Annotated in this window: 14 protein-coding genes; 6 read left to right on the top strand and 8 right to left on the bottom strand. The window is 44.6% G+C overall.

Translation table 11 applies throughout. The features are described from left to right. Positions 1-1,113: an ABC transporter substrate-binding protein gene (locus AC58QT_RS23325; protein ID WP_497411119.1), complete on the bottom strand. Its 1,113-nt coding sequence runs from the start codon at positions 1,111-1,113 to the stop codon at positions 1-3. A gap of 33 nt (positions 1,114-1,146) precedes the next feature. Continuing rightward, a complete protein-coding gene (locus tag AC58QT_RS23320) occupies positions 1,147-2,112 on the bottom strand; it encodes an ABC transporter ATP-binding protein (protein WP_497411118.1) in 966 nt (321 codons plus the stop codon). A gap of 174 nt (positions 2,113-2,286) precedes the next feature. Between AC58QT_RS23320 and AC58QT_RS23315 the strand changes: the two genes are divergently transcribed. The 3 genes from AC58QT_RS23315 to AC58QT_RS23305 all read left to right on the top strand — a co-directional run bounded on the left by AC58QT_RS23315 (position 2,287) and on the right by AC58QT_RS23305 (position 5,835). Next, positions 2,287-3,186: a LysR substrate-binding domain-containing protein gene (locus AC58QT_RS23315; RefSeq protein ID WP_497411117.1), complete on the top strand. Its 900-nt coding sequence runs from the start codon at positions 2,287-2,289 to the stop codon at positions 3,184-3,186. A 107-nt stretch (positions 3,187-3,293) separates the two neighbouring features. Further along, a complete protein-coding gene (locus AC58QT_RS23310) occupies positions 3,294-4,157 on the top strand; it encodes a hypothetical protein (RefSeq protein ID WP_497411116.1) in 864 nt (287 codons plus the stop codon). A gap of 25 nt (positions 4,158-4,182) precedes the next feature. Next, on the top strand, positions 4,183-5,835 hold the full coding sequence (locus tag AC58QT_RS23305) for a fibronectin type III domain-containing protein (RefSeq protein ID WP_497411115.1): 1,653 nt from the start codon (positions 4,183-4,185) through the stop codon (positions 5,833-5,835). On the opposite strand, the gene AC58QT_RS23300 is transcribed toward AC58QT_RS23305, so the two are convergent. Next, positions 5,832-6,125: a hypothetical protein gene (locus AC58QT_RS23300; protein WP_497411114.1), complete on the bottom strand. Its 294-nt coding sequence runs from the start codon at positions 6,123-6,125 to the stop codon at positions 5,832-5,834. The genes AC58QT_RS23305 and AC58QT_RS23300 overlap by 4 nt on opposite strands. 233 nt (positions 6,126-6,358) lie before the next feature. Further along, positions 6,359-7,228 (bottom strand): transposase, encoded by an 870-nt coding sequence (locus tag AC58QT_RS23295; RefSeq protein WP_497411113.1) that lies wholly within the window; start codon positions 7,226-7,228, stop codon positions 6,359-6,361. 185 nt (positions 7,229-7,413) lie between these two features. Between AC58QT_RS23295 and AC58QT_RS23290 the strand changes: the two genes are divergently transcribed. Both AC58QT_RS23290 and yunB read left to right on the top strand, forming a co-directional pair. Next, positions 7,414-7,638, top strand: a complete 225-nt coding sequence (locus AC58QT_RS23290; protein WP_497411112.1) for a hypothetical protein — start codon at positions 7,414-7,416, stop codon at positions 7,636-7,638. 126 nt (positions 7,639-7,764) lie between these two features. Next, on the top strand, positions 7,765-8,529 hold the full coding sequence (yunB, locus tag AC58QT_RS23285) for a sporulation protein YunB (RefSeq protein WP_497411111.1): 765 nt from the start codon (positions 7,765-7,767) through the stop codon (positions 8,527-8,529). A gap of 34 nt (positions 8,530-8,563) precedes the next feature. Here the strand turns inward: yunB and AC58QT_RS23280 are convergent, their stop codons facing one another. Beyond that, positions 8,564-9,613, bottom strand: a complete 1,050-nt coding sequence (locus tag AC58QT_RS23280) for a M23 family metallopeptidase (protein WP_497411110.1) — start codon at positions 9,611-9,613, stop codon at positions 8,564-8,566. Between the two features lie 116 nt (positions 9,614-9,729). Here AC58QT_RS23280 and larC2 point away from each other — a divergent pair, with 116 nt between their 5' ends. Then, a complete protein-coding gene (larC2, locus tag AC58QT_RS23275; protein WP_497411109.1) occupies positions 9,730-10,224 on the top strand; it encodes a nickel pincer cofactor biosynthesis protein LarC2 in 495 nt (164 codons plus the stop codon). A gap of 21 nt (positions 10,225-10,245) precedes the next feature. Here the strand turns inward: larC2 and larC are convergent, their stop codons facing one another. Genes larC through larE form a run of 3 tightly spaced genes read right to left on the bottom strand, consistent with a single transcriptional unit; the run spans position 10,246 to position 12,839 of the window. After that, a complete protein-coding gene (gene larC, locus AC58QT_RS23270) occupies positions 10,246-11,211 on the bottom strand; it encodes a nickel pincer cofactor biosynthesis protein LarC (protein WP_497411108.1) in 966 nt (321 codons plus the stop codon). 9 nt (positions 11,212-11,220) lie between these two features. After that, positions 11,221-11,994, bottom strand: a complete 774-nt coding sequence (gene larB / locus AC58QT_RS23265; protein ID WP_497411107.1) for a nickel pincer cofactor biosynthesis protein LarB — start codon at positions 11,992-11,994, stop codon at positions 11,221-11,223. Beyond that, positions 11,991-12,839, bottom strand: a complete 849-nt coding sequence (gene larE, locus AC58QT_RS23260) for an ATP-dependent sacrificial sulfur transferase LarE (protein WP_068668198.1) — start codon at positions 12,837-12,839, stop codon at positions 11,991-11,993. Before larE ends, larB begins: the two co-directional genes overlap by 4 nt. Positions 12,840-12,874: the final 35 nt, after the last annotated feature.

Genomic DNA, 12,874 nt, shown 5'->3' with positions numbered 1-12,874 from the left:
TTACTTTTTAAATAATTGCGTAAACTTTTGCGTAATCGCATCTTGATTTTCATTCATCCAGCTCCAGCTCACATCAAAAGTAGGGATATCCTTCGCATTAACGCGTCCTTGAATTTGAATGTCACTGCGACCTGAAAGCAAGTAAGAGTCCGTAACCAATTTTTGAGCTTCATCGGAAAGCAAGTAATCAATAAAAGCTTTGGAAGCATCGACATTTTTGGACGTTTTCATAATCATCGCAGGTCGTGGAGAGATCACCGTTCCGCTTGCTGGATAAATCAAATCAATCGGTTCACCTTTTGCTTTTGACGCGTACGTCATATAGTCAACGCTTGCCATAACAATCTTTTTCGCGCCTGAGATAACCGGATCCATAGCTTCTTGGTTAGCACCAGCAATAATAGCGCCATTTGCTTTCACTTTACCAAACAGATCCCAAGCAGCGTCACCGTTTTTATTCGTGTAGCCAGACATGAAATCAAGAGCGGAACCAGATTGAGCAGGATCTGGGATATTAATTTGATCTTTCCATTCTGGTTTCGTTAGATCGCTCCACTCTTTAGGCGGATTCGTTACAAGCTTCGTGTTATAAGCAATACCTAATGCTGACAAGCTGTAGCTAAAATAGTTACCCTCTTTATCCGAATAAGCAGGAATTAATTTATCAATATTTTTAGCTTCTTTATAAGGGAGAGTTAACCCACTTTTCGTAATTCCGATTGCGGAAGGAAGTGAAGCTAGAATAACAACATCGACGACTGGATTTCCTTTTTCAGCTTCCATACGTGCCATGATTTTACCTGTCGTACCTTGGAACATTTCAACTTCTACGCCAGTTTTTGCTGTGAAGCCTTTTTGAATGCTAACAGCAAGTGGGTTAGGTCCCGCACTATAAACAACGATTTTACCGCTTAACTTTTTTGCTTCAGGCGTTGTCGTTGGAGCTGTAGACGTGGATGCAGTTGCTGCTGCCGATGCTGTTGGTTTTTCCGTTGCTGTTCCAGCGGTCGTCGTTTGGCTGCCCGTTCCACACCCCGTTAATCCTACGCCGATCAAAACCGTCATTAAAGCTAATGTACTCGTGTGCAAAGATTTCTTCATTTTTGTTTTCATTGATAAACTCCCTCTCCTATGTATGGTAACTGCTTAAGAAAGCACGTGAATCTGTTGCTGTGAAACGTAAAGCTTTACGAAATCCCCTACCCTTAATCGCGTAGGATGATATGCCATCCAAACTTCTCCCGTATTCAAACGCACCGTGACCTCATAACGTTCTCCCATGTAACTTACCGTTTGTACAACGCCTTCATAGGTAAGGTCATTCTCAGAAAGAGATTCCCACCGCACATGCTCAGGTCGGATTAGTCGCTTGTCCACTTCTAACCAATTGGTTTTGCCAATAAAGCGAGCAGTGAAGGGATGCGTAGGCTTTTGATAAATGGCTTCTGGGGTATCTTTTTGTAAAATACGCCCATCTTTCATTACGATGATTTCATCTGACATCGACATGGCTTCAGTTTGATCGTGTGTGACATAAACAGTGGTGAAACCGATTCTTCGTACCAAATTCATCAGTTCTAATCGCATCTCTTCTCGCAAAAGGGCGTCAAGCGCGCTCATTGGCTCATCGAATAATACGAGCTGTGGCTGGATAACAATTGCACGAGCAAGCGCAACACGTTGCTGCTGGCCTCCTGAAAGTTCGTGCGGATAGCGCTTTTCCTTCCCTTGCAGCTGTACCAACTCAATCGCTTCCATCGTTCGCTGGCGCCAATTTGATTTGTCACCAGTAGCTTTAAGTCCAAATGCTACATTCTCCAGCACGGTTAAATGCGGCCAGAGTGCAAAATCTTGAAAAACCATACCAAAATTACGTTTGTGTACAGGGCGATTGATCCTGCTCTTCTTCGAGAACAAACAGATATCTCCGAAATGCAGCTCACCCGCATCAGGTGTCTCCAGACCAGCAATGATTCGAAGTAGGGTAGTTTTACCGCAACCCGAGGGACCGAGTAATGTAGTGAATCGTCCTTTGGCGAGAGAAAGCTCAATACCTTCCAACGCTGTCATAGAACCAAAAGATTTGCTTATACCGCTAAGTTGTAGAGACATCGCATGCTTCCTTCCGTGCTTTTGATCTCACCTTTAGTGTAAGAGCCTATCGTCAGCTAAGTGTCATAGCAAAGTAAATAGATTGTTAAGTTTTTATTGTGTATCTATTCATTTCCATAGATTTTTTCTATAATGATCCCCAAAGCAGATGGGTAAGAAAGAGGGATGAGCGATATGAATTGGAACATGTTAAAACTCCAAGTAATAGAACTACTTGATAAACACAAACGAATTACGTCAGTTGCAGAGCACCTAGGGCTTAAGCAGCCTACAGTCTCCTTTCATATGAAATCGATGGAGCAAGAGCTGGGTGTGCAACTATTTTATTCGCGCGGTGGCAAGGTCCATTTAACCGAGGCGGGGCAATCATTGAATCATTACGCGAAGAAAATTAACGCACTTGTTCAGGAAGCCGAACGAGTCGTGAAGGAGTTCGATGAGCGTGGCAGCGGTCATTTGAAAATAGGAGCAAGCTCCGTTCCAGGAACCTATGTGCTCCCAGAGATGCTGAGTTCATTTTCGAAGCTGTATCCGCAAATTTCAGTCTCTTTAACCGTAAGACCTACACCCGTCATTCAAGAAATGCTGTTAAATCATGAGATTGATATTGGCATCATGTCAGCAGAACCTTTTCAATGGTCGCCACTTGTTGGGGAAACGCTATGCGAAGATGAGCTCGTTTTCTTTTTTAATCCTAATCATCGCTTTGCGAGACAAGAATTACTGCACCCTGAGTTCTTAAACGAAGTACCCTTTATCCTGCACGGACAGGAGTCTAGCACAAGAACCATGACACTAAATTGGGCCAAAACACTAGGAGTTAAACTAAAACCAGTGATGGAGATGGACTCCTTAGAAGCGATTAAACAGGCCGTTATGACAGGGGAAAGTGTTTCAGTTATTTCTAAAATAGCCATCGCAAAAGAGCTGTTACGAGGTGAATTGAGCTGTCGAAGCATTCCTCAAAACCCTTTTAAACGCTATATTTATTTCACCTACAATGCGGATCGCATCCGTTCATCCGTCTTTGATAGCTTCCTTTCCTGCTTACATGATTCTGTACGATCCTTCTAATCCTATTTACAAAAAGCACAAATCTAGATGACAATCTACAAACAAATCACCTTTATGCTCAGTTCTGTAAGGGAAAAACTTTCCAGAACCGTAGAGGAGATGAAGTGATGTTTAGGAAAAAGGCAATGACTGTCATTATGGCAGCTGTAGTTGGGACTAGCTTAATTGCTAGTATCGGCGCGGTACCACAGTCAGTAAGTGCAGCAAGCAACATGGTTCCAGATTACGAGGTAAAGCTTCTCCTGAATCCAAGTGTCGTACTTGGAACTGATTTCAAGTTGACGAGCAGTGTAAGATCAGCATTTGGTATGCCGGATACCGTTACTAAAATGAACGTAGAATTCCTTGATACCAATGCTAAAGACATCTATAACAATGGCTGGAGTCCACGTATTCGTAAGACAGAAGGTGAGAGTGACTTTGAACTTAGCTATAAAAAGAGATATGCCATAACTGGAAGCGACATTAATGGGGCACTCACATTGGCTAATCAACAAGGATTTAACTCAGGGGATACAGGCTACGAGGCGCAAGTTGAGTGGGGCTATCAGAAGAAAACACTAAGTATCACTCGTTCGAAAAAAGGAAGTAAATCGGGCTATAGCGGAATGGATCTACCTAATCTTGCGGATTCACGCAGTTTACTCATAAATAATGCACCTGATAAATTCAACAACTGGGTTTCTAGCGGTTGGGGAACTAGTAAGCTATCGACTTCAAGAGTTTTTGGTCCAATCCTTGCTAAACGATCCATCGGTACTTGGAGTGGGTTGCAGTTGTACATTGAAGTTTGGCCAATAAAGAATGCAGCGGGGACAGGCACTGAATACGTCGTGGAAGCTTCCTTCAAAACAACAAGCCAGACGACAGCATCTACCAAACATGACGAGTTAATTACCTACCTTCAAGGAAAAGGCTGGTTCCTTGCACAAGATTCCTTGAAGACACAATTAATTATGGATCGTTACTAAATAACGAATGGAGATGAGTAAATCAATGTTCCAAGCTCATAAATTGTCCAAAGTAATCATAGCCTCAACCGCAGCGGCTTTGCTATTAACAGGAGGCATTCTTAGTCCTCAGCAGGCTTCTGCTGCCAACGGTACACCGAACTATGAAGTTAAATTTAACTTAAATCCTAGCATCGTCGTGGATTCAAGTCATAACTTGATCAGCAGCGTACGCAGTCAATTTTCGACCGGTTCTTCCTCCAAAGCTTATCGTGTTCAATACATGGATACAGCGACAGGAGCCATGGATGCACAAGGCTGGAGTGATCGTATTCGCAAAAAAAGCAGCGACAGCACACACCAATTCCAATTCAAAAAGCGCTACCCAATCACCAATGGAGATATTAACGGTGCGTTAACAACAGCAGCGAACGATGGTTTAAGTAGCTCCACTTCCGGATTTGAGTTCCAGGTGGACTGGACCTATAGTAAACAAACCTTAAGCGTCCAGTATGAAAAAGACGTGACCGTATCGGGCTACAGTGGTAGCGGATTGAATGCGCCAAACTTGGCAACATCACGCTCCGTTTCTGTTTCCAATGCGCCAAGCCAATTTAAAAACTGGACCAGCTCAGGTTGGGGAACAACGCAATTGAATAATTCAGTTATTTATGGTCCTATTGATTTTAAACGTTACGAAGGTACCTATGAGGATTTGGATCTCGATATCGAAGTATGGACCATCCTCAATGCAGCAAAAACAGGAACTGAGGACATTGTGGAAGCTTCCTTTAAGACAGACAGTCTAAGCGAGGCGACGAGTGTACGTACAGCATTAATGAATGTACTATCCACAAAAGGCTGGTTAGTGCAGTCTGACGTCCTCAAAACAAGCTTAATTATGGAGCGTTATGCACCTGTAGCCCAAACGCCAGATACCTCAGCTCCTTCCGTACCAGCTGGATTGAGCGCTACTGCAATGTCCAGCTCTCAAGTTCAATTGAACTGGACTGCATCGACAGACAACGTCGCAGTAACCAGCTACGATATTTATCGTAACGGTTCCAAAATCGGAACATCATCAACGGCAAGCTATAGTGATTCAGGATTAACAGCATCGACAGCGTACAGTTACACCGTCATTGCCAAAGACGCGGCAGGAAATGCTTCTGCAGCGAGCACGACTGCAGCAGTCACAACACTAGCGAGTGGCGGCACTGGTACAGGATCACTTTACTACAACATAAATGGAAGTGTCGTTTCGTATCTAGAAGCCGAGACTTTCACAGCAAAAACAGGCACATTCGCACAAGCGACTTGTTCGGCATGCTCCGGAACAGCTAACATGCAAACACCTAATGGATCTGGAGATAGTGATTCCAATTACCTCAAATATGACCTTGAAGTCACAAATGGCGGTTCTTTCTACATCTACTTGCTTTCCCAAGGTCCAGATGGCAGCTCGGATAGCTTCAACGTAGCCGTTGATTCAGGCAGTAACTACCAAGTAACAACGGGAAGCGCTGGTAGCTGGGCTTGGAAAAAACCAAGCAGCTCCATCTCACTTTCAACTGGCACACATACGCTATACATCAAAGTGCGGGAAGACGGCGCCATGGTCGACAAAATCGCCCTCTCCAAAACAAGCAGCACCCCAAGTGGACTTGGCGGTACTGCGCTCATTCCATCAACTCGTTAAAGAAAAATGCCTTTAATCCTGAAGCTCTCATTCCCATCCACGTGATGGTACTGAGAGCTTTTTTGTACAAGCCCCACCGCGCCCTCCGAGAAAAGCCTCGCCATGTCACCGTCTATTTGCGCGCCTTCATCGGCAAGCCCTGCTGCAGCCCTCCACAGTAAGCCCCACTGCACCTCCACGTGTAGTCCTGCCACGACCATCAAAGCAAGCTCCGCGAAAGGCTCTACCTCCAGCTCCAGCCCTGCTCCACTAACGGGACCAAGTAATTTTTCATTGTTTACTATTGGCACTATCCCTTTAGCTCAGAAAGAGATGGCGGGTCGAGAATACTTCAATTTTGCTACTCGTGAACAACGGGATGGTGTTAAGCAAGTAATGGAGAAACGGAATAGACGAGATAGAGAGCAATTTTACATCCATATGGACTTAAAGAGAGTGAGGTAATGTTATTAGTGAAATGAACTAAAAGCAATTTAAAGAAGAAAGTGTAGAATTTTGATCTGTGTAGGAAGCATAGGATGTGTTATTTCGTAGTGGAGGGGTTGGTGGTTCTAGAATTATTCATACAGGTTTTGACCAGATGTTCAAAAATAGGAGTATCAGACTTAATCAGATTGATACGATAGCAGAATTCGTCCAAATACGTTTGAAGATATTTAGGTCCAATACCGTGAAAGGTAGTGCTAATCCATGTGCTAACCTGTTTTGCGAATTCGAGAAGGGGGCGTTGTTTTTTTGATGTATAAAAGCCTGTAACCAATTCAATTGTTTCTACCATAGGATCAATATGTTTTTGTTGAAAGCTGTAAGTATCGGACTTTGTTATATGTTTGGTATGAGGTTGATTAGGTATTACATGTTTAATTTTAATCATGGTTGAAATCGCAGCTTGATCTTGCGAAGAGCCGATAAGAAGTAGTTGTTCTTGGGGATGTTTATGAACTGTTGGATTAAATGGGCGTCCATATATAGCAGAGTTAATCAGAATAGATCCAGTTAGCGGACAGTGGTTATCTGCCTGCTGAATGGAAGTGCGAATTTTTTGGAGGATTAGCCAGGCTGTTTTGTAAGTAACCTTAATAAGCTGGGACAGCTCTGTAGCTGTTGTACCAATATGAGTGCGTGAAACCAAAAATATAGCCAGCAACCATTTGCGAAGTTGTGTTCTCGAGCCCTCCATAATCGTTCCCGCGAGCAGTGAGACCTGATGTCGACAGTTAGAACATTCATATAAGGGTAAACGTCTGGTAGTTGTAATGTAAGCATGTCGATAATCACAACGTGGACAGCAAAAACCTGTCGGCCACTTGGATTGATATAGGTATTGAATGCAGGCGTCTTCCGAGGAGAAATGTGAGTGAAATTGCTCAAGGGACCAGCTAGAAATGTTCATGACATCTATCCTCCCAATTGCATAAAATAGAAACATTTGTTCCTATTTCATTATATCAAACATATGATCGTATTTCAATAATTTGGGAGTATTTTTCTTGAAAGTTATTTCTGAGTCAAAGGGATAGTGGTGATAGAGAGATGTAAGTTGAGATAAGCAAGTTGTGTGGGGGCAAGGTAAAAAAGTTGACAGGAATTGGCATAGGTATTGGAAAATCGAAGAGGAAGAGGAAGAGGAAGAGGAAGAGGAAGAGGAAGAGGAAGAGGAAGAGGAAGAGGAAGAGGAAGAGGAAGAGGAAGAGGAAGAGGAAGAGGAAGAGGAAGAGGAAGAGAATGAGAATGAGAATGAGAATGAGAATGAGAATGAGAGGGGGAGTTAGTCAAAGTTACTGGGAGAGAATTGTGTCCTAATAGTGTCGTGATACACGCGGGATGAAGGAATGTGTTTTCTTCTTTTTTAGGTCATGTCCGCATAAGGTAGTACTAATGAATTTGGCGCTATAACAGGAACGGGGCAATAGAGAAAGGGGGAACAGAATGCTGCAGAGGCGACGGTGGAGAAGCAGACCAACTGTGAAAACAAGCCGAAAAAAAGTACTGTGGATCGGTCTGCTCATCTTTGTCTTGTTTTGTGTACAGTTTTTTATCTTTGTAGAACGGAATATTAGACCACCTTTGATGAATTTGGCCAAGGTGAGGGTTAAGCAGATTGCAACTCAGGCGATTAATAGTGCGATTGCCGAACATGTTGCTGGAGGAGCGAATGCAGAGCAGTTGATTGATTGGAAAATGGATAAAAACAATAAAATTACGGGTTTCATGTTGAATTATAATGAGCATATGCGGATTACTTCGGAAGCTATTAAAACGGTGCAAGGTGAGCTGAACGGTTTGGAAACAATTTCTGATCATATACCCATCGGGCAAGCGATGAATAGTGCGATTCTGGCTTCTTTTGGGCCCGATATTCCGATTAGATTGCTTCCAGTTGGAAGTGTGAAGGTGGATTTGCATACACGTACGCAAAATGTCGGCATTAATATGGTGATGTTCGAAGTGTATGTGCGTATTATTGCTGAGGTTTCTGTTATTATCCCGTTTGATTCGGAAACGGAAATCGTAGAAACGGAGATACCAATTTCCTACTCGCTTGTAGTTGGGGATGTTCCTACTTACTACTATGATAATAAGGGAAATCCTGTGGGAGGTTCGAAGGAAGGCACCCCGCCAAGTATAACATTACCAACAATTCCTAACTCAGGGTCTACGAGTGCTCTCCCTAAGGAGGGAGTTACCAAATAATAAATAAAAAGAAGTAACTCACCCAAAAGGGAGGTTACTTCTTTTTGCTTCGATCTTCGCGTTCCCATCTGCGTAAGGACGGATAAGGATCATAACTCCACTCTGTTGCCCCATTATCGCGATACAGTCCAAAATGAAGATGAGGCGGGAATTTGCCAGATGTACCAGGTTTCCCATACCCAGAGCTGCCAACCCAACCAAGGGTTTGTCCGGGTTTGACGATGTCATTGATTTTAATCGTTTTTTGAAATCCAGATAGGTGGGCGTAATAGTGATAGATGTTATTTAGATCGCGAATACCAATTCGCCAGCCCCCGTAGGGATTCCATCCTTTTATTTCAACGATGCCGTAACAGGTGCTTCTTACAGGGACCCCGTAGCCGGCAAAAAGATCTGTACCTTCATGGGTCCGATGTCCACCCCAACCGCGACTATCCCCCCAGGTGCTGCGATACGAGTAGTTAGAGGTCACAGGTAGAGGGAAAGCGTGCGTATTTGCCTCTAGGCTGCCCAAAGACTCATAAATGGCAGTGAATTGTCGGATTCGCTCTACGCTTCGTGCATTTTGGTAGTAATTCCAGAGGTTAATTTGTAAGTTATCAACTCTAGTCCCATTGTTGCTTAAGATGGCAGCCATTGCCGCTAATACATCTAAATCGTTGGTGCGTTCTGCAAGACCATCCCCCGATCCATCCCGGCCAACGCCATGGAAAAAGGAGACGTTTTTCAGATTAGTGTCTTGTGGATCTGGGTTGAGCATGCCTGCCCAAATTTGTTCGGAGAAATAAATATTTGTCATGCGTTGTTGTACGGTTCGTTTCTTTACGGTATTCATTGTTTTCTCATATTGATCAACAGCAGCTAAGTAGGTCCAAGGGATACCTGTGAGTAAGCCTATTTTTTCAAAAAGTTCCTTTCGTTCTTCTTGTGTATACTTCGTGGGTTGGGAACTCGGCGTTGGAGCAATCTGGTGGTCATTAGCCATTGCATGTGATCGGTCTAGGTGTGAAAAAGGCGTTGGTGTGATTGCTGATAGGAGGAGGCTAAGGACGAGAACCTTTGACCAAAATGCTCTACTTTGCATCTCTATCATCCTTCCTGAAATGTTAGTTCTTAGGATGTACGGATATTTGGTTGTTTATCCTTCGATCTTTCGTTGCACCGGGATATTTGCTATGATGCCAATAAGAGGTGGGAATAGTGACTTTTAACCATAGGGAAGAACATGTTGACGATGACATGCTAGTTGTTCAAGCTAATTTGGATGATGTAAATCCAGAGTGGATGACTTATGTGATGGATAAGCTTTTTGACGCAGGTGCAAATGATGTTTACATGGTGCCTATTATAATGAAAAGAGGACGTCCAGGCATCATGTTGAATGTGCTTGTGGATGAGGAACGACTATCTTCCATTGAGGAGGTTATTTTTAGCGAAACTACGACACTGGGTATTCGCTATATGCGGGCATCGTGTCATCGATTGGCAAGAGAATTCGAACACGTGGAGACGCCTTGGGGGACTTTAACCGTAAAGGTGGGTTATCATGCTGGGAAATTAGTACAATTTGCACCTGAATTTAAGGAATGTGAACAAGTGGCAAGGCTGCATGAAGTTCCTCTAAAGATGGTCTATGAGGAAGTTAGGTTGTTATTTATGCAACAACAAAGACAAAAAAACGCTCTTCCACTGTGATGGAAGGGCGTTTTATCTTTATTATTGTGGAGTACCAGGAATGGCATCGCCTTGGTGCGTATGAGAATGAGAGTGACCGTGATGATGGTCGTGATGATGCTCGTGTTTGTGATCATGATCATGACTATGATCGTGACTATGATCGTGGCTGTGAGAATGGTCATGATGGTGGTGATGGTCATCGTGTGTATGCGCATGTTCATGGCTATGATCATGTGCCAGATGCTCATGACTTACTTGCCATTTTCCAATTAAGGGGTCGATTTTACCAACTACTACTCGTAGTACATTCGGTTGCTTAGGCAAGTCTCTTGTGCCTGCGCCATAGCCAATATGATCAACTACCATAGGTGGGAAGCTTTTGGAGAATTCATCAACAATTCCCGAAATAATACCGGCTCCTGTTGGCGTTGTCATTTCTAAACTATAAGGAGTTGAAGCGATAGGTACGCCTTTCATCATCTCCAGTGTGGCCGGAGCGGGTACTGGATAAATACCATGATCGATATGTATGGTACCAGATCCAAGTGGCACTGGAGAGGAGAAAATACGCTCGATTTGCAAGGAGTCGATGGCTAATGCAACACCTACGATGTCGACGATAGAATCTATGGCACCGACTTCATGAAAATGCACTTTTTCAATTGGAGTTCCGTGAATTTTAGCTTCGGCAATCGCAATTTTTTCGAAAATAGCCAAGCTTAGTGCTGTAACACGCTCATTGAATTCTGCTTTTCGAATGGTATTGACGATTTCTGAATAATGTCTGTGTTGCTTCGGTGGATGTTCAGGATCAAGAATGACATCCAGTTTGAGAGCGGAAATCCCGCGCTTCATAACACGTTTCCATTCCAAGGTGTAGGGCTCTAGTTTGATTTTGGAAAGCTCATCCTCAATATAAGCACGATCTGCTCCCGCATCAACTAAAGCGCCAAGGGTCATATCGCCGCTAATGCCAGAGAAGCAGTCCAAATATAAAATGCGCATGGTCGTTATTCACGCTCGTTTCGACATATTTTTGTTAATGAGTCCAGCATAATAACCACCGCCAAAACCATTGTCGATGTTAACGACAGAGATGCCTGGAGAACAGCTATTGAGCATGGACAGCAGCGGTGCGATCCCAGCAAGGTTCGCGCCGTAACCAATACTCGTCGGCACAGCAACGATGGGTTTAGACACAAGCCCGCCCATGACGCTGGCAAGTGCGCCCTCCATGCCGGCTACAACGACAATCGCGTTCGCACCGCGAATGAGTTCGAGCCGGCGGAAAAGCCGGTGAATGCCAGCGACACCCACGTCGTATACACGTTCAACGTGGCTGCCCAGGCATTCTGCCGTAAGTGCGGCCTCCTCCGCCACGGGGAGGTCGGAGGTGCCTGCGCACACGACGGCAATATAGCCGTCGTGGACTTTGAGCAAGGGGCGCTTAAACCAAGTGAGCGCCCGTGCAGTTTCGTGGTAGGTGACACCTGCCACGTTGGCTACAACATGAGCGGCTTTGGCCGCGTCGACGCGTGTGGCTAGCACGCGGTCGGTGTGCTCCATCAGCCGCCGGAAAATGGCCTCAATCTGCTCTGGCGTCTTGCCTTCCCCGAAGATAACCTCGGGGAAGCCTGTACGCTTCTCGCGATCGACGTCGAGCTGTGCAAATCCAAGATCAAGGTTGGCGGGACCTGATCCGCCTTCCTTGATGATTTGCTTTTTGGCTTCTTCTATATCCAGATCGCCGGTCTGAACGAGTTTTAAAATCTTCTCTAAGTCCATCATAAGGAAGCTTCTTTCACCTTATCTTTCGTTTCCTGGGATAGTACTTCATTCATACTTCCCGTGCGGTAGCCTTGCAGGTCTAGCGTGACATAGGTAAAGCCAAGCTTGCTGAATTTTTCATAGATCGCATCGCGATGTTCAACGACCTTGTGAATCTCATCAGGCATAACTTCAATACGAGCAATCTTCTCATGATGACGTACGCGTACCTGATAAAGACCAAGCTGGGATAGGAAGTACTCGCCTTCATCCAATTGGTCAATCTTCCACTTCTCGATTTGTGTACCGTAAGGGATGCGAGAAGATAAGCATGCAAAAGAAGGTTTATTCCATGTGCTTAACCCAAGCTCTTTGGAAAGCGCTCGGATCTCGTCTTTGGTTAAGCCGGCTTCTTGCAGCGTGCTGCGGACGCCTTGCTCATTCTTCGCTTGTAGTCCTGGTCTATAGTCGCCTAGATCATCGACATTGGAACCATCCAGGATATACGGATACCCCAGCTCTTTCGCAATATCTTGCAAATGGGAATAAAGCCCCGTCTTGCAGTGATAACAACGATCAGGATTATTGGCTACGAAATTCGCGTTCTCCAATTCCTTGACCTCTGTTTTGTGCAAGCGAACGCCAAATTGTTCGGCTAGTTGAGCGGCGGCATCGAACTCCCTCGTGGGAAATGTTTCGGATGCTGCGGTTACGGCAAGCACTTGATCACCAAGCTCTTGCTGTGCACGTTTAAGGACGAATGTACTGTCAACCCCTCCGGAGAAGGCGACGATGACACGGCCCATGTTTCTTAAAATTTCGCCAAGCTTGCGATCTTTCTCGCGCGTCACTTCAGTTATGCTCATGTTTCTATCCTCCCATACAGCCTTTATGTAGTAAG

It is taken from the genome of Paenibacillus sp. J31R109, assembly GCF_059692055.1.
This window is presented reverse-complemented; position numbering and strand designations above follow the sequence as displayed.